Below are 17537 nucleotides of genomic sequence, written 5' to 3'. Positions count from 1 at the left end.
TATTGAAAGCTGATCCTAGTGTCGCGTGCCCCCGATTTTTCGCCGCCCGAAGTTGTCGCCCAAGAGCGGGCGCATGAGTCGCCGCTGAGTCGGATGGTGCGCAACAGCGCGTTCAACGCGATCGGTACGCTGCTGATCGTGCCGTCGAATTTTCTCGCTCTGTTCACGTTGGCCCGTCGGCTTGGTGCGCAGCCGCTGGGCACGTTCTTTACCATCTTCGCGATTTCGGCCGTCATCCACTGGATCGCCGACGCCGGAACAACCACGGTGCTGACCCGCCGCGTCGCCCGGACGCCGGAGCGTCTCAAAGAGATTATCCCCGAAGCGCTTGGGGTCCTCTGCGTCGTGTGCATGGTCTCATCGACGTTATTCCTGCTCATCGCGGTTCCTTGGATGGCGATATTCACGGATCGCGTCTCGCTCGCCGTGTTGATCGTCGCGGCGGCGGCGATGTGGTCGCGTCACGGGCTGGACTTCGCGGCCAACGCGCTGCGCGGCCTCGAGAGATTCGAGTACGAAAACCTTTCGCGAGTCGTGCAGACGTTCACCTTTTGCTTGTTCGTGTGGCTGTGGGTGTACCCGAGCACCGGCGGCGCCCTGGCCGGATTCATCGCCTATGCCGCGAGTAATTTCATTGCGGCCGCGTTGATTTGGGGCGTCCTGTTGGTCAAGTGGCGCTGCAGCGGGTTTAAGCTGAACCGAGAAGTCATCACGCGTTGGTGGAGCGAGTCGATTCCGCTCGGCGCCGGCGACGTGGTTCGGCAGTTCCTGTTACAGATGGACACGCTGTTGTTGGCGGCTTTTAGACCGCAGGCGATCGTCGGCATGTTCAGCATTGCGGCCCGCCCGCTGCAGCCCCTGCAGTTGTTGCCCCGAATTATCGTGTCAGTAACCTTCCCGATGTTGAGTCGGGCGGCGCACGTCGATCGCTCCGCGGTGAATCGTCTCTTTGAGAAGACGACCTCCATCCTGTGGGCGGCGTCGCTGCCCATAAGCATCGGCATCAGCATGGCGGCCGAGCCGATGATCGTCGCCACCGCGGGACCGAAGTTCGCGGACGCAGCGGTTCCGCTTCAGATTTTGATCTGGGCGACGGGGTTGATCTTCATCAATGCTCAGCTCCGTTTCGTGCTGACAGCGCTCGATGCCGAGCGAGTTTACTGGCGGCTCATTTGTTGGACGTTGGCGGTGAAGGTCGTCCTGGAGGCGATCATGATTCCGCTCTGGGGCATGTACGGGGCGTGCGTGGGAAATTTGTTGGGAGAGGCGGCGCTCTGTTGCGGCGGCATGATCGCGCTGCGTAAGTTCCAGGTCGCCGGTCCCCACTGGACGCGATTCCTACGACCGTTGCCCGCGGCGGCGGCGATGGCCGCAGTGATGTGGCCGTTCGCGCGCAGCGGCGCTTCGATCGTTAACTTGGTCGGCGCTGGGATTGGCGGCGGACTGCTTTACGTGGCCGTGGCGCTAGCTTCGGGCGTACTGCCCTGGGCCGACGCCAGGCGCTTGTGGAACTCGCTCAAGCGGCCGGCGCTCGTGCCGGCGCTGGAGCCGGCGGCCGTCGTGGCAATGGCCGATACCGCCGATGCGATGCCAGGCTGAGACGCGGCGACTATTGTTGAGAGTTAGTGACCGTATTTATCCTCCCAAATGGAATTTGAGAGAAACCCTGAGGTGCTCCAAGTGAAATCGTTTATTCGATGGACAGCCTGCCTATTATTTCTCGGCGCCGCCACCGTACTGATCGGGATGTGGCAGTTGCGGGCGCGCGATGCCATGGCCGAGTGGGATCCGGACGCAGCGCGCAAAGCCGCCAAGCCGATCCCGATTCGCACCGTGAAGGTGTCGGCGCGCGATTTCGACGAAACCGTGGGCGGCACCGTGGTGACGATGCCGGCCCAGTCGGCGACGGTGACGATTCCGCCGCGCTCGGGGCAGGTCATCGACCGCGAGGTGCTAGCCGTCAACTGCGTCGAAGGGGGGGTGGTTCAAAAGGGGCAGGTGATCGCGACTTTCCTGCCCAGGCTATTCGAACACACCGTGAAGCAACGCGAAGCGGCCGTCCGCCAGACGAAGTTGACGCTCGACGCTTACCGCGGCCTGACGACGAGCAAAGCAATTACGAAGTTGCAGGTGGCCGAGGCCGAAGTGAACGCTGAGACGGCCGAACTCGAGTTAGCGCTTGCGAAGCGCGATCTTGAACTGTGCAGCATGATCAGTCCGATTGACGGCGTGGTTCAGGAACTGAACGTCGTCCCGCAGATGCGCGTTGGCAACGGCGCCGTGGTCGCCGTGATTCATCAGCTGGATCCGATTTACATTCAGATGGATTACCCGATGGAGCGGCTCGATTCGCTGCAAGTCGGCCAAGCCGCAGAGATTGAGCTTGATGCCTTCTCGCAAGAGACCTTTGAAGGCAAGGTAATTCGCATCGCTCCGGTCGTTTCCACCAAGACGCGGGTCGTTCCGATCACGCTCGAAGTCGCCAACCCCGACAACCGCATCAAGGCGGGCATATCGGGATTTGCTCGGGTGAAATGCATGAAGTCTGGAGCAACGGCAATTCCGAGCGTTGCGGTCATCAAGAAGCAGCGCAAGGCCATGGTCTTCTGCGTCGAAGGCGACCGCGCCAAGATCCGTGAAATCCAAACCGGCGAGACGGTGGGAACGGGCGAAGTTGAGGTACTCAAAGGGCTGAATATCGGCGACGAAGTGGTGATCTACGGTCACGATTCGTTGAATGAGAACGACCTCGTGAACGGCGATTGGCGGAAGTGGACCCGACGAGGCGAGGGCCGCGTGGCTCGCGCCAGCGTCACTGGGTTCTAGTTCCGATGAGTGTGACGTTGGCTGATCTATGAGATTCATCTCACGTTTATTCGCCGCCTGCTGGAACTTGTACGCGCGGACGTTTAGTCGCGTCGCGTCCGCAGCGCTGTGCAATCGCGGCCTGACGCTCGCGCTGCTCTTGGCCTGCGCGGTGATGATTACGGGGCCTTGGCTGCGTTCTTCGATCAGCCGCGATTTTCGCGGCCCTCACATTCCGTGGAGCAACGACGCAAGTTCGCGCTTTCTGCCCGAGTATGTGGCACAGGCCCCGCGCGACTGGCGCTGGGACAGCGTCGCCGTGCCGCTGCTGGCGATTGTGTGCGCGGCGGTCTTCACCGCGTGTTTCCGACCGCGGTCGACGAGCCACGTCTTCGGACTTTTGGTCGCGGTAAGCATCCCCGCCCTGGCCGTCACGCTATGGAACCACCCCGGTTTGTATGAATTCTTTGAGAGTGAAATCCGCGGCCGCAGCATGCTGCGAACGGTCTATCGAATGGAGCACGACGATCTCATGACGGTGCGCGCGCCGGATCGCATGCAGGCATTCGGCGGACAGACAGGAAAGATCGATTTACTTGCGCCGACGCATCCAGTCATGGTCCCTTTGAACTATTGGATGTATGGCCCGTGGCTGATTGCGGCCGCCGTGCTCGGTTTGGTCGCGACCAAGCGTGCTTCGTGGACGGAGCGAACGACAAGCGCTCTGGCATGGTCGACCACGGGCATATTCCTGGCGATCGCCGCGACGTGGCCGCGATGGGTGGCGGAATACCACTGGTCGCAGGCGACGGCGTTGGAAGAGCGCAACCAGTTCCCGGAGGCGTCAGCCGCTCTGGAGCGGGCACGCGCGTCGATGCCGTCGCTTGGCTACCTGCGTCGCTACTGGCTCGCCCGAGGCAGACTTGATTTCCGGCAGGGCTTTGACGGCGGTTATCGTGCTTTCTTCGTCGCTTCTCAATATCTGGAGTCGGCGGACGTCGATCGTGCCCGCGCCGAGTTGGATCCGTACGTCGATGAAAGTAGCGTGTCTGCTGCGCGAGATCTCATGGCGGAAATTTTGGGACACACCGCGGCGGCTTTTAGTGCTCGGGGGAAGCGCGAAGCGGCCGAACTGGCCTGGCGCGAGGCGGCGTCGATTGCGCCGTGGAAGCCCGCTTACTGGGTGGCCCATGCGGTCACGGTCGTCGGCACCTCGCCCGAACGAGCGCCGGAAATCGAAGAGCGGTACCTAGCGGCGCTCTGTGAAGTCGGCGATTGCTTCGTCGGCAGCGACTTTGCCTCCGCCCTGGGAGACGCCTACTTCGAGAGCGGCGACTTTGAAAGCGCCCGGCGGCTTTACAGCATGGCGATGAATATTTTTCACCTCCCCAAATACGTCAATCTACATGCCCAAGAGGGCCGGTTGGGAATGTAGTGATGACCTCTCGTCCGCTTGCCGCCGTCCTCGTGTTGGGTTTTGCCGTCGCGGTAGGCGACTTCGGGTTTCGCACGTTCAATCCGTCGCCGACCTCCGAGTACATGATCGAGGTCGACGCTCAGCCATACAGCCTGGCGACGGAGGGCGAGCCGAAGAAGCATCTATATCTACGCCGCACTTGGCGACTTACCGAGCCGCCGGAGCAGGCTTGGATCAAGCTGGTCGGGCATGACGTCATTGAAGTGTGGGTCAACGGACGACGTGCAGGATACTCGCCGCCAGTGGGGTACGGGCGCACAACCGGCGTGGTCATGGACATTAGTCCGCTGATGCATGCCGGCGAGAATTGCATCGCCATTCACGCCGCACAACTCGTGCTCGACCGGCCTCCGGCGGTCGTCGTCGAAGGCGAAGCCCGTTTCGCCGCAGGCGAACCTAGCCTATTGAATGCCGATGACGAGTGGAAGGCGGCCGACATTTACGAACGACGCGGCCCATACTGGTACGAATCGGATTTCAACGACGAGCATTGGGCCAAGGTGCACGTCGGCGACCGCGTGCAATGGCGCGCCCAGATTGCACTTCCGCCGCGGGCGATTATTCAGCCCCGGTTATCGAAGTGGATCACGACTCCTGGGGCCGAATCGGGGGCCGCCGTCGTGGCCAAAACGTTCGACGTGGCCGGGCAACCGCGCGAAGGCTGGCTGCGCGTGATCACGACCGGCTCGGAGCGCGTTGCGCTCAATGGACGCCTGCTGACCGACGTTCAGGCCGATCTTGGCACGCAGCGGACGGCGATTGCTCGGGAACTGACGTTTGACGTCAGCCCGTTATTGCGGAGAGGCGAAAATGTCGTCTCGATTATGTCGGAAACTAGCGGCGAACCGCCGCGCGTGATGGCCGACCTTGAAGCCACGACGGTCGATGGCGAGCGGACCTACATTGCCACTGATGCCACATGGAAGGGGTCGACGGGTTTCGCCACTGATTGGCTGACGCCGGACTTCGATCATGAGCGGTGGACGGATTGCTCGGCTCAATTTGGTTATCAGGGGGTCGTGCCTCGAGCGTTGGGCCGGGAATTGCTTTCGGTCGATCCGCCCGGCGCCTTTTGGTTCATTCGAGCCGTCGTTCATGCAATGTGGATCGTTGGCAGCGGACTCGTTGCGGCCGCCGGCGCGTTCGCGATCGCCGCATTGATGGACCGACGACGCCCTCCCGAGGGCGCGGCATCTTCCGCACTCGCGTTTGTTGCCTTGCTGCCAAGCACCATTGCGGCAGCGACCGGTGTGATGATGACCTGGGACTTGGCATGGTCGGCGCATGACGTCTACCAGCGAAGTTGGTTGGCCGCGTTATGGTTCCTCGTTCCCGCCCAGTGGCTGTCCTTACTGTTGTTGAGCCCCGCCAACGCCTCCGTGTCGCGACATTCCGATGGTTGGCAGTGGAGCCGCCGCGCCAGGTGGACCGCTGCGGCGGTCGGATGGCTCGCCCTTGGGAGTCTTGCGCTGTGGCTTCGGTTGCGCGACTTAACAGCCGAGCCGATTCATCACGATGAAGTCACCGTTTACGCCTTCACCGAGACCGTGTTCACGCAAGGATTTCCGGGCGGGCAAGTTCATCCCGACATTCCATTTGGGTACGCGGCCACGAATGAGCTCTGCTACTTCTTCAATGCCCTCTCCGAGCTGATCTTTGACGACCCGCTGCTGGTGATCCGCGTTCCCTCGGTCGTGTGGTCAATGTTGACGATGGCCTTTCTGGCGTACCTGGGCTGGAAGTGGTTCGACGGCTATGTCGGGGTGGTGGCCGCGGTGTTCTTTGCGGTATCGCCTCACATGATCGGCTTCGCCGACTTCGGGCGGTATCTCGCGCAAGTGCAATTCTTTTCGCTCCTGACGATGTACTGCACGTATGAAGCGGTGCGCGGCACGGGCAAGCCTCACATCGGCATGATGTGGGCGGCAACCGTTAGCTTCATCGCCATGTATTACAGCTGGGAAGGGGCCGGCATGTTTGGCTTTGGGCTGGCGTTGGCGGTGTTCTTTCATCGTCGGCGTCATCTCGTGCCGCTGTTGTCTTCGCCGCATCTCTATGTGGCGTCGCTGGTGCTGGTGCTCTCCGTGATTGCACAGAATGCACATCGCATCATGCAGCAGACGCAACGTCTGTGGTACGGGGAGGGAATTAGCTCGCTAACGATCAAGCCAATGTGGCGCTATCCGTTCTTCCAGCACGATTACTTCTTGATCAACTCCTCGTGGACCCGCGACGCTTTATTGCCCATGTGCGCCCTCGCCTTGGCGTTCGTGCTGGCGATCGGGCATCGCTGGCGCGCGCCGCTGCGTTTTGCGCTGTTCTGCTTGGTAATCAACGCCGAGCTCATGGCGGCGTTTCTGCCGGTGCGAACGAATCGATATGCCTGCCATCTAATTGGCATCCTCATGCTAATCACGGCTGCGGTTGCGGTCGCTGGCGCTGAAGCGCTGTTGAACAACCTCCGGTATCGACGACTCCCTAGCGCCTATCGTTGGTATGCTCGATTCGTGGCATTTGGGGCGACGGCCGTCGTAGTTGCCTTGGCAAGCGGCTGGACCGTTCGTACGGCCGAAATGACTCAATTCGCGAATGCTGCATTCGATGTGAAGCAACTCCGCATTCCCGACTGGGATGAGCCGACTGAATACCTTCACGATCATCTGCAGGAGGGCGACGTCGTCATTTCCATCTTTCCGCACACGACGAATTTTAACTTTGCGTTCGACAAGGTTCGTAAAGGCGATGACACGCGCACCGTCGACTACTGGCTGCAGAGCCGGCTCATCATCCAGGCGACGATCGGCGACAGCACCGAATCGCCTCGAGATCGCCGGAGCGGGGCGATCATGATCCACAATATCGATCAAGTGAAAAAACTATTCGCGGAGAATGACCGCATCTGGTACTGCACGATGCGCATGGCGCAAGGCAAACTGAACGACGGAGAGGTTTCGCAATACCTGCGGCAGCACATGGACGTCGTGAGCGAGGATTTTGCCACCGCCCTCATGCTCCGAGACAAAAATCACCGACCCGCGCCAATCCGCTTGGAAGAGGATGAAGCCGGGCAACTCGCCAGCGAGTACTTCTTGCACTAGCGATTCACCAACGGCCTCGAGCGCGTCCGGACCGAGAGGCTAGGCCTGTCATGCGATTCATCAACGAAATCTTCACTGCCCCGCTTGGCGAAGCGTGGACCAACGAGCGGCTGCTGGCCGCTGCGGAGGAAGTCGTCGATGCCCTGCCCGCGGAGGAGCGGGAGAACGTCCGGAACTTCGTTCGGTTTCAGTTAGTCGGCGAGAGGAGCCGCCGGACGGTTGTGCAAAACCTGTTCGGATTGACTGATTTCCAGAGTCGTGCGTCCGCCTACGAAGCGGGGGCCGATCACGCGCTCACGGAGTTGGCACAGCAGATTGAGCCAGTCGTGGCCGGGAGCGGCGTTACCTTCGACGCGATCGTCACCACGACCTCGACGGGCAACCTCATGCCCGGCCTGAGCTATCGGTTGGCTCAGCGACTCGGCACGCTGGTGCGGCCGGAGAGCTTGATGATTGATCTGGCGAACGTAGGCTGCACTGGCAGCAGCAAGGCGCTGAACCTGGTGAACTCGCTGGCCCCGAACTTTCGGCATGTTCTGGTGGTTGCGGTCGAACTTCCGACGACGTTGATCAACGTCCGCACGGCGGATCTCGACATTTGGCAGGGAAACTGCACGTTCGGCGACGGCGCAGCTGCGCTGTGGGTCTCTAACGACGTCGAGAGCGGTGCGAGCGCGCTCGCGGTCGAGGAATTTCGCTACCAGCAGTTCGCCGAAGCTGGACTCGACCTGATTCGCTGGGGCTACGACGAGTACTACGGCTTTCGCCTGCGCGACCACGCGACGTTCGAAAGCGACGTCAAACAAACAGTTGCCGAAGCGCTGCGCGAGACGCAGGATGGATGGAAGGATGAGCCCCGCTGGGCGATTCATCCCGCTGGCATTGCACTTTTGATGCGATTATCTCGCGAGTTGAAGATGCCGAAAGACGCCATCCAGCCCTCCGTGGCGCAATACCGCGAGAATTCGAATATGAGCAGCGTCAGCATCCTCTACGTGCTCAAGCAAATCGCCGCCGCGACGCAAGTCGGATCGGCCGTTAACCTGCTGACGATGGGAGCGGGATTCAACGTCATTTATGGCCGCGTGCGCCGCGTGCGCTAGGAGAATGTTGTGGATCGTGAGCGCATTCTGTCGACGATGAAGGCAAACTTCGAGGGAACGGTCCCGCCGGAGAAGCTCGAACGCTTCGCCGAGACGAAGGCAGTCGATCTGTTCGAAGAGAGCATCGACGTCATCAACTTCCTGTTTTACCTAGAGGACGAATTAGGGCCGAAAATCGATGCCTCGCAGATTGGACCAGCCATGGCCAACATGACGTTTGGAGAGTTGGCGACGGAATTGTGTCGCGTGCTCGGCAAGGATGAGGGATAGGCGCGGGAAGCATTGTGCACGAATAAAACGCTATCGGAAAAAGTAAAAATCCCGTCGTCCAGCGGCTAAGAGGATATTGTGAACGCTCAGATCGAATCCAGCGCCATTGCACCGGAGGCGCCCGCAGCGCGTAGCGACGCGGAGCGACGGCGCGGCAGTCGCGCCGCCAGCGTCGGAGAGTGGCTGGCCGCGACGCGCGACGCTGTGCAAATGCTCGGGCTGAGCGCGGCCCTCTGGATGTTATACGTGCCGCACCATGTGGTGCTTCGCTCCTTGGGCCCGCGGTGGGGCATGGTGTGGGTCCGCTGCGCAGCCAATATGCATTGGCTGCTGACGTTCGTCGGCGCGCAGCGGTCCGCGCGGGGGGCGATCGCCGCAATGCGGCCTTACTTCGAATGCCGTGATTCGGTATCGCAGATTCTCCGTCGGCATTTGCTGCTAAAGCACGAATGCTTCGCACGCGTCCGCGTCTATAGCCTGCATGCGGCCGACGGGCGTGAAAGCGACATGCAGTGGCACTGCGGCCCCGAGTCGACGGCGGCCTTGCCCACCGGCGAGCGACAGCGGGGACTGGTCATCGTGGGATTCCACTTCAACTTCTTCCAGACATTCGCCGCTGGCCTTGCCAAGTTTTTCCCCGGAGAGGATCTCGTCCAGCTGAGATATCGCACATCGCGCTGCGTCGAAAGCGCCACGTCGCCCATCGTGCAACTGGCGCTGAAAAAAGCCATGGAAGCGGATCGTCGGGCCGGCGCCAACGTCTTCTACATCGATGACGTCGAGGCGATCATTCAGCTCTATCGACTTCTGCGGCACAAGGGGGCGGTGGCCGTGACGGCCGACGGAGGCGCCGCCGGCGAGTTCGTCGACGTTCCGTTCTTCGACGGCACGTTGCGCGTGCCGAGCGGCTGGGCGAAGCTCGCCGCCGGCACGAAATCCGATGTCTTGCTGATTTGCGACAAGGAACTAAGCGCCAACTCGCGCGAGGGATTGTTCTACAATCACGTCGCCTGCCGTGAGAATACCGACGAGGCGGCCTATCGAGCAATCGCCCAGGCCATCCGCGTGCTGGAAGATCGCATCAAAGAGGAACCGTGGGGATGGCACCCGTGGCAACGACTCCGCGTCGACGTCGGCGCCGACGGCGTTCGACGTTACTCGTTGAAGCAGTATGGATTCGACGAAGGGACGCGACTGCAGAAGCAGGCGAGGAAGCCCGAGCCGCAGACTCTCGATGCGTCTGCCGCCGACCGACATAGCTGTTCGACTGCCGCGGGGCAAACAGTCGAGCGGCGGATCGCCGTCGTCGCGAACTCGCTGCCGCCATATCGCGTCCAGCTTCATGAAGAGCTCGTGAACTCGTACCCGCAGATTGAACTGTGGAGTCTCACGACGCACAGCAATGCGTACCGGCGTTGGGGAGGATTACAGCCGCCGAAAGCGATTCGCCACGTTGAATTTGGGCAAGGAGAACCGACGAACGAGCAGCCGCTCATGCGGTACTCGCTGCGCGAGTGGCGTAAGGCGGGACGCATTATACGCTGGCTCAAAGAGCAACGAATCGACGCCGTCCTAGTGCAGGGGTGCGGCGATATGGGGCGGATGAGAATCATTCGCTGGTGCAAGGCCAACGGCGTTGAATGCTTCTTGACAGGTGATTTCAATATTTGCAGTGATCACCATCATGCCCCCAAGCGTTGGCTCAAGCGGCTCGTCTACCAGCGAGCCGTCCAGTGGTCGAGCGGCCTCATGCCGTGCGGCCAACATGGGCTGGCACTGCTGCATCGCTACGGCGGACAAGCTAAGCCAGCTTTTATGTTTCCATTCGCTCCCGACGTGCGTCTATTTTCTGACCCATCGACGGAATCGATTGAGGCAGCTCGAGCGAGGTTTGCCCTTGATCCGGCCAGGCGTCGCATCGTTTACTCGGCTCGTCTAATGAATGCCAAGCGGCCCGATTTGGCCGTTCGCGCCTTCGTCGAGATTGCCGGCCTTCGCCCAGATTGGGACCTCGTCATGATTGGCGATGGTCCGTTGCGACACGAAGTCCAGGCGTTGGTCCCAGGGCACTGGAAGTCGCGCGTGATTTGGACCGGGTTCTTGAACTCCGTCGACGAACTGGCCGGTCTTTACGCGCAATGCGACATCCTGCTCCTGCCGAGCGATCATGAGCCGTGGGGCGTGGTCGTGGTCGAAGCCGCCGCGGCCGGACTGGCGATTGTGGCGTCGGACAAAGTGGGCGCCGCTCCTGAACTGGTCCATCACGGAATCAACGGCGCCGTCTTTAAAGCGGGCGACTTGAGACTACTGAAGGAGTCGTTATTGGCGGTGACGGCGCCCGAGCACTGCGACGCGTACAAGAAAGAGTCTGCACGGATCTTTCGCAATTGGAGCCGCGAAAACGACGCTGCCACGAACTTCGGCAAGGCCTTGCGCATCGCGATCAACGACCAAGCCGCGGCTGCGAAGCGGGTTGAGGAAACGACCTCAGCTTGCGTTGACGACGATCGCCGAAAGATCTGCGTAACGAGTTGAGAGGAGACGTCTAACCCTCACCCGCGTCGAGTTCTGAGTTGGCTGTTCAGAGCAGCACACCTTTGGCACCTAGCTTAGGCGCATTCTGTTGGAAAATTCCCTGATAGACGACGCACCTGCGACCGCGATTCTAAAAACTTAGCGCCCGGCACCCTGAAACTATAGGGCTAGTTATGGTAGCGGAATGATTTAGGCGTTCCCGCGTCAGGCCGTTGACACCGTTCGCTCGGATACCTCACCCCATCCAGTTCGAAGCCCTAAACACCGCCCCGAATTATCGGGTGGCACTGTCCGAAAATTGCCGGGCACCTCACCATGGCTCTTGAGGAGCTTAAAGAAGCTTTCGATTCGCCAACGCCAGTAGTACCAGAGGGCGATTTTAGAAGCGTCGGCATCCTGCTGGGCCACGTTGGTCAGCAAGGTCCATGTCGCGAGAATACAATCGTCCGAATCGACGACTCGGGCACTGTCGAAAATATCCCAGCGAGTCGCCTTCACGGTCGATGACATGGACAATTCGCCGCGGCAAGTCCCAGCCCGCCGCCTCGTTCATCGTTGGCACCAACTGCTCCAGGTGATGAGCGTTCGCTGCCGGACGGTTCTCGGAAGTACTATAAACGGCCTCGGACGTACTAAGATGCATTTGCATGGGAGACAACGGCGAACCCGTCTTGGCGTCCACCAGTAAAGCCGTGGTCAAGTCATAGCCAATATCGCGTTGATGCGTCAGCTGACGCTTGTCCTTCTTTGAGGCATGCGCTGCATAATCAAGTTTGGACCAATCGTGGGCAAGCAGCACAAAGTCGCAACCACTGTGAGCGCATGCGATGCGCCCTGCCTCACGCAGCGGTTCAACCAGAACGGAGCATTTCACGCGGCTGTTATACGCGTTCTAATTTGAAGTAGCGCGCCTCCTCTTGCGCCCGCCCAGTTTATCCATCATGCTATCGCAATCCCCTTTTTGAGAGGTTGCGATGGAGGTGAAGGGCCATTTGCCTCAGGCGGAACTCAAGCGTCTGGAACGCGTCGAGAAGGACGCCGACCGCGCCAAACGTCTGCGGATTGTGATTCTGGCGCAGGAGGGATGGACGGCTCCAGCCGTGGCGATGGCCGTGGGCCTGAGTCGCCGCATCTGCCAGCGATGGGTGCGTCGCTACAACGAACAAGGCCTGGCGGGCCTCAACGATCGACGCGGCCGCGAAGAGCGTTTGCCGCTGACGCCCCAACAACAGGACGAAGTTCGTCAGCGTCTCGACGCTGGCCCCACGGCGGAAGACGACGTCTGCTCGCTGCGCGGCAAGGACGTGCAGCGGATTCTGGCGCAGGAGTTCCATCTGCTCCGCTCTTTGGCCGGCGTGTATCACTTGCTACACCGGTTAGGCTACTCGTACCTCCGCCCTCGGCCGCGGCATCGCAAGGCGGACCCCGAAAAGCAAACGGAGTTCCTCCGTCAGTGGCCAGAACGCGTGCAAGCGATTGCCGCGGCGTATCCGACCAAACGTCTGCGGATCTACTTCCAGGACGAATCGCGGTTCGGCCAACAAGGAACGACCACGAACGTCTGGGCCAGGACCGGGTCGCGGCCGACGGCCATTCGTCAGACCGAGTATGAATATCTCTGGGTGCTGGGAGCGGTCTGCCCCGAGACGGGGCATGCCGAAGGGCTGCTCAGCCCGCAGCTCAATGCGAAGATCGTCAATGAGTTCCTCGCCCAGTTCGCTCGGACGATTCCCTCAGGCGAACATGCCGTGATGCTGTGGGACGGGGCCGGCTTTCACATCAGCCGCCAACTCCGCGTTCCCGACAACGTCACCGTCGTCACGCTGCCGGCCTACAGTCCCGAACTCAATCCGATCGAGAATTTATGGCACTATCTCAAGAGCCACTGCTGGAGCAACCGAGCCTACGACAATTACGACGCCCTCGAACAAGCCGCCGTCGACGCCTGGACGAAAGTGGCTCTCGACGCCGAACTCATGAAAACCGTCTGTGCCGCCACTCACCTCGATCGCGCTACTTCAAATTAGAACGCGTATTATTGAAAAAAAACGCCAAGCTGCTTGCGTAGCCGTAGCGCCGACAGTTCCGTCTGCTGGGACCGACTGCCCTGCCGCCGCGGTACTCGACGAACTCAATTGCGCCTTCACCAGCTTGACGTAACGACGCTGCAATCGCCGATCAATCGGCGGTAGTGAAATCCCATCCCCAGACTCCTAGCAAATCGGCGGTGTTGTGTAGATACCAATGGCTTCTAGCCGGTAGTAGTTCAGTTCCACAGCGGGCTAGCTAAGCCAGACCTTTAGAGCCGGTGATGTACTTGTATGTATAGTTTTGAAGGAACAGCGTGAGGGCGGCGACCCAGTGCCAGCCTTCGAGAGTTGTGGGGTACGTTTCCGCCGTCAGGTTCGTACATATTCAGGCTAATTGGTCCTTGCATGGCGGTCGCACCGACCATGATTCGTGGCCATCGTAGAGCCAAAAATGGCTCGGTGGAGTTGCGAACTAGCTCGCCGCGGTAGATTATTCGGCCACTTCCATAGGCGTTCACGCTTCGCTGCGGTGAACGTCGTGAGGTGATCTGTTAAATCCAGGCCTGTTTGGCGGCATAAGTATAAGGATTGTATGGAGCGTAACGCTGGCGCCCTCGCCGTCGCTGACTCCCGCTAGTTCTCGCCCGCGGATAGCTCGACGCGCTCGACGCTGCCCTAAGATCATCGTGTTTCTCGTTGAGCTCTCGCCTGTCGCGAGGGCGGTTGTGTACCTCACACGACCGCCCTCGACAGGGGCGGTCCCTTTGGAAAGGAACGTCCCATGAACTGCTCGCCAATCGTCGCTCCTGATGACGCCCCTCCCCTCCCCTGGCAAGCCTCGTTCGTCCAGATGCTGCCGACGATCCGGCGCTACGCGCGAATCGCCTTCCGTGAACTGGCCCCCGAAGAACGCGAAGAGGCGATCCAAACGGTCATCGCTTCGGCTGCGGTCGCCTATGCCGGGCTGGCGCAGGCGGGTCGAGCGAAGCTCGGCTACGCCACGCCGTTGGCCCGTTACGGCGTGCGGCGCTATCGATCCGGGCGATTGACCGGAAGTCGTGACAATGCGGCGGACGTCGGTTCGGTGAAATGCCGGCTGCGCGGCTGCCGCACCGAACCGATCGACTCGATCGCCCAGTCCCTTAGCGACTACCGACGGGCAAGTCCCGCGGAGATGGCGGCGCTGCGGATTGACTTCAGCCAGTGGTACGGTTCGCTCTCCCGTCGTGATCAGCGCGTGGTCCACGCGCTGGCGCAGGGGGAACGGACGAGCGCCGTCGCGGAGCTCTGTCGGCTGACCGCCGGACGAGTCAGCCAGCTGCGGCGCGAGCTCCACGACAGCTGGCGGTTGTTCGTAGGAGATGCGGCTCCGAGTCCGTGCTAGAGCGCGCGGGAGGGCTGCCAGCGCCGGGGCGCACGCTCTGGCGCTGGCGGCCGCCCTGCCCTTTCCTGAAGAGCAAGGGGGGCTTTGCTTAGCTATCAGCGACGCTGCGCGAGTCGCTTTTAGGCAGAACTTGAATTCCTTGCCGAGTTACTGCCAAGTGGCTGGCAAGGCCGGGGCGAGATCGATCGCCAACGTTACAGCGTGAGCGTCATTGCTGACAGTTATCACGAGATAGTTGCCGGACATTATGTCCGGCGGCGATCGTATGGCTCCGCCTACCAAGTTGCCCGACGTCCTACGGCGTTCCGAGCACTATACGCGGGACGTTCTGAAACCCACCCGGCGAAGTCATCTTTGCCGACGCGACCAAATGGCGCCGCTGGCTAACGTCGTCGTAACGGCTATCGGACAGCACTATCCGTCGCCGTTGCGGCATTGCTCGCCAGTTCTTCAACGAAGCGGCGGACGCACGGCTCGTTGCCGAGAATCCATTCCGCAAACTCAAAGGCATTGGCGTAAAATCGAATCGCGATCGGGATTATGTCGTAACGCGTGACGAGGCGGCCAACGTTATCGACGCCTGCCCCGATGCCGAATGGCGATTGCTCTTCGCGCAGAGTCGCTTTGGCGGTCTACGCTGCCCGTCGTAGCATCTAGCCTTACGCTGGGGCGACGTCGACTTTTTGGCCGATACGATTAGCGTACGCAGCCCCAAAGGCGAGCGAACGATTCCAATGTTCGCCGAGCTTCGCCCTTGCTTGGAAGACGTTCGCGCGCTTGCTGGCGAACGGGCCGACGACTTGGCCGAGTCGATCATCGTTCGCTATCGCGCGGGCGCCAACTTGCGGACGTAGTGGGAGCGAATCATCGGACGCGCCGGGCTAACGCCGTGGCCGAAGTTGTTTCAAAACTTGCGGGCGACTCGCGAGACGGAGCTAGCGGAAGCGTTTCCGATTCACGTCGTTTGCGAATGGATCGGCAACAGCCAAGCCGTCGCCCAAAAGCACTATCTGCAAGTGACCGATGCCCACTTTGAGGCCGCGAAAAAAGCGGCACAGAATCCGGCACAGCAGGCGGCGGAAGCGGGCGGAATTGAGCAGCAGGGAGCGGGGACGGAACCCCATATTCCCCGCGGAATAGCATCAAATTGGGGAATAGAGAAGATTTCGAGTGGGCGGCACAAGACTCGAACTTGTGACCTCTACGGTGTGAACGTAGCGCTCTAACCAACTGAGCTAGCCGCCCTAAGCCAAACGGCAGGCCACTTATTTTATCGTAGGTCGAAGCCAAATGCCATATGTGGCAACCAGCAGTTAAGCGCTTAATCCGGCCTCGAAGTACAGCGATACGGGAAAAAACGCTGATTCCGCGAAGTCGTCGTGTGCTCGATCGCCGCGGGGTGAACTGAGTGGTGGTGACGCTACTCCGCGCCACCATCCGCAATGCCATGCTGGTCCAGCTTTCGCTTTAGCGTGGTCCGGTGCAGGCCCAGAACTCGCGCCGCCGGCGCGCACTGATTGCCAGACTGGCTCAGCGCGGTCGTGAGTAACGGCTTTTCGACGACCTGTAGGAAGCGATCGTAGACGTCGCCGTTCAGTTCTGGGTTCTTGAGCAACGATTGCGCAAGTTCGGTCACGGCTTCGTTCAATCGTCCCTCAGCCGTCTTGGGCGAACTGCTTGACTGAAAGGAGGGCAATGGCGCCGGAAGGTGACTTGGCAGCACCGAGCCGCTGCGGGCGAGGACGAGCGCATGCTCGATGGCTTTGCGCAGTTCCCGGACATTGCCGTACCACGGTCGGCGCAGCAATTCGTCAATCGTTTCCTGTGCGAGCACCGCCCGGCCGTTGCCAAATTGGCCGGCGAAGTAATTGGCCAGCAGTGGAACGTCCTGCGGGCGATCGCGCAGCGGCGGCAGCGAGATTTCAAAAGTACAGAGTCGATAGAATAGGTCGTGGCGAAACTCCCCGCGGTCGACCAACTGGTGCAAATCCTGGTGGGTTGCTGAGACGACGCGAAATTCGGTCTTCACCGGCCTGTCGGCGCCGACAGGCAAGATCTCGCCTTGATCGAGCGCTCGCAGCAATTTCACCTGAATGGACGGCGGGATTTCGGCGACTTCATCAATGAACAGCGTGCCGCCGTTGGCCTGCGCGAGCAACCCGCGACGCGTCTGCGTCGCCCCGGTAAACGCTCCCTCGACGTGACCGAAGAGCTCTGCCTCCGCGAGATTCGCGCTCAGCGCCGCCATGTTCACCGCAACAAACGGCCCCGTCGCACGTGGGCTGTGACGATGCATTGCCAGCGCCGCGAGTTCTTTTCCCACGCCGCTTTCGCCCGTCAACAGGACCGCCGCTTCCGAAGCCGCCGCCAGGGCGATCCGCTTAAACGCCACCTGCATTGCTGGGCTGCAGCCCAGCATCCCCTCGACCCCCGCCGACGATGCCGCAATCGTCGCTGCCGACGCGCCGGGCGGGGTTCGTCGCAGCGCACGCTCGATTGCCGTTCGGATTTCGTGCAGGTCAAACGGCTTGAGAATGTATTCAAACGCCCCTTGTTCGACGGCGGTGACGGCGGTTTTCAGGTCCCCGAACGCCGTGATGACGATGATTGGCGTCTGCTCGCTCAAGCGACGAAAGAGCTTCATCGCCGTGAGGCCGTCGACGCCAGGGAGTCGGACGTCGAGTACGATCACGTCGGGGTGAAATTCCGCGGCTAGCGTCACGCCCTGCTCCGCCGAGGACGCAACCTGCACCTGGTGCCCCAAACTCTCGGCCAATCGCGAGAGCCCCCAACAGATGGAGGGCTCATCGTCCACCACCAGAATCTTTGACACCT

At 61.0% G+C, this 17537-nt stretch carries 10 protein-coding genes, 1 tRNA gene and 1 pseudogene; 9 read left to right on the top strand and 3 right to left on the bottom strand.

What is annotated here, in order from left to right; all coding sequences use genetic code 11:
* The first annotated feature begins 18 nt into the window (after positions 1–18).
* The 7 genes from I41_RS15840 to I41_RS15810 all read left to right on the top strand — a co-directional run bounded on the left by I41_RS15840 (position 19) and on the right by I41_RS15810 (position 11288).
* Positions 19–1599 (top strand): flippase, encoded by a 1581-nt coding sequence (locus I41_RS15840; RefSeq protein ID WP_145433896.1) that lies wholly within the window; start codon positions 19–21, stop codon positions 1597–1599.
* A 48-nt stretch (positions 1600–1647) separates the two neighbouring features.
* Complete coding sequence (locus tag I41_RS15835; RefSeq protein ID WP_145433895.1) at positions 1648–2826, top strand: efflux RND transporter periplasmic adaptor subunit; 1179 nt, start codon at positions 1648–1650, stop codon at positions 2824–2826.
* Between the two features lie 28 nt (positions 2827–2854).
* Positions 2855–4240, top strand: coding sequence for a tetratricopeptide repeat protein (locus I41_RS15830; protein ID WP_145433894.1), 1386 nt, complete (start codon positions 2855–2857; stop codon positions 4238–4240).
* A 2-nt stretch (positions 4241–4242) separates the two neighbouring features.
* Positions 4243–7380, top strand: a complete 3138-nt coding sequence (locus I41_RS15825) for a glycosyltransferase family 39 protein (RefSeq protein ID WP_145433893.1) — start codon at positions 4243–4245, stop codon at positions 7378–7380.
* Between the two features lie 50 nt (positions 7381–7430).
* On the top strand, positions 7431–8483 hold the full coding sequence (locus tag I41_RS15820) for a beta-ketoacyl-[acyl-carrier-protein] synthase family protein (RefSeq protein ID WP_145433892.1): 1053 nt from the start codon (positions 7431–7433) through the stop codon (positions 8481–8483).
* A 9-nt stretch (positions 8484–8492) separates the two neighbouring features.
* The gene (locus I41_RS15815) at positions 8493–8753 is read left to right on the top strand and encodes a hypothetical protein (RefSeq protein WP_145433891.1); all 261 of its coding nucleotides are present in this window, start codon (positions 8493–8495) and stop codon (positions 8751–8753) included.
* Positions 8754–8831: 78 nt separating this feature from the next.
* Positions 8832–11288 carry a glycosyltransferase gene (locus I41_RS15810; RefSeq protein WP_145433890.1) on the top strand — a complete coding sequence of 819 codons (2457 nt, stop codon included), beginning with the start codon at positions 8832–8834 and terminating at the stop codon, positions 11286–11288.
* 309 nt (positions 11289–11597) lie between these two features.
* Here the strand turns inward: I41_RS15810 and I41_RS28115 are convergent.
* A pseudogene (locus tag I41_RS28115) lies at positions 11598–12162 on the bottom strand (IS4-like element ISRba2 family transposase); the annotation flags it as partial.
* Positions 12163–12262: 100 nt separating this feature from the next.
* Between I41_RS28115 and I41_RS15805 the strand changes: the two are divergent.
* Complete coding sequence (locus tag I41_RS15805; RefSeq protein ID WP_145431984.1) at positions 12263–13315, top strand: IS630 family transposase; 1053 nt, start codon at positions 12263–12265, stop codon at positions 13313–13315.
* A 784-nt stretch (positions 13316–14099) separates the two neighbouring features.
* Entirely contained in the window at positions 14100–14702 is a 603-nt protein-coding gene (locus I41_RS15800) for a hypothetical protein (RefSeq protein ID WP_145433889.1), read from the top strand.
* Between the two features lie 1171 nt (positions 14703–15873).
* On the opposite strand, the gene I41_RS15795 is transcribed toward I41_RS15800, so the two are convergent.
* Positions 15874–15947: transfer RNA gene (locus I41_RS15795), tRNA-Val, on the bottom strand.
* Between the two features lie 175 nt (positions 15948–16122).
* Positions 16123–17535, bottom strand: a complete 1413-nt coding sequence (locus I41_RS15790; RefSeq protein WP_145433888.1) for a sigma-54-dependent transcriptional regulator — start codon at positions 17533–17535, stop codon at positions 16123–16125.
* Positions 17536–17537: the final 2 nt, after the last annotated feature.

The organism is Lacipirellula limnantheis (genome assembly GCF_007746075.1).
GTDB classification, from domain to species: Bacteria; Planctomycetota; Planctomycetia; order Pirellulales; family Lacipirellulaceae; genus Lacipirellula; species Lacipirellula limnantheis.
This window is presented reverse-complemented; position numbering and strand designations above follow the sequence as displayed.

What these genes read in the sequence shown, in the direction of transcription:
- I41_RS15805 (WP_145431984.1), top strand. Translation starts at nt 12,263, where the DNA reads ATGGAGGTGAAGGGCCATTTGCCTCAGGCGGAACTCAAGCGTCTGGAA.
- I41_RS15820 (WP_145433892.1), top strand. Translation starts at nt 7,431, where the DNA reads ATGCGATTCATCAACGAAATCTTCACTGCCCCGCTTGGCGAAGCGTGG.
- I41_RS15830 (WP_145433894.1), top strand. Translation starts at nt 2,855, where the DNA reads ATGAGATTCATCTCACGTTTATTCGCCGCCTGCTGGAACTTGTACGCG.
- I41_RS15825 (WP_145433893.1), top strand. Translation starts at nt 4,243, where the DNA reads ATGACCTCTCGTCCGCTTGCCGCCGTCCTCGTGTTGGGTTTTGCCGTC.
- I41_RS15835 (WP_145433895.1), top strand. Translation starts at nt 1,648, where the DNA reads ATGGAATTTGAGAGAAACCCTGAGGTGCTCCAAGTGAAATCGTTTATT.
- I41_RS15800 (WP_145433889.1), top strand. Translation starts at nt 14,100, where the DNA reads ATGAACTGCTCGCCAATCGTCGCTCCTGATGACGCCCCTCCCCTCCCC.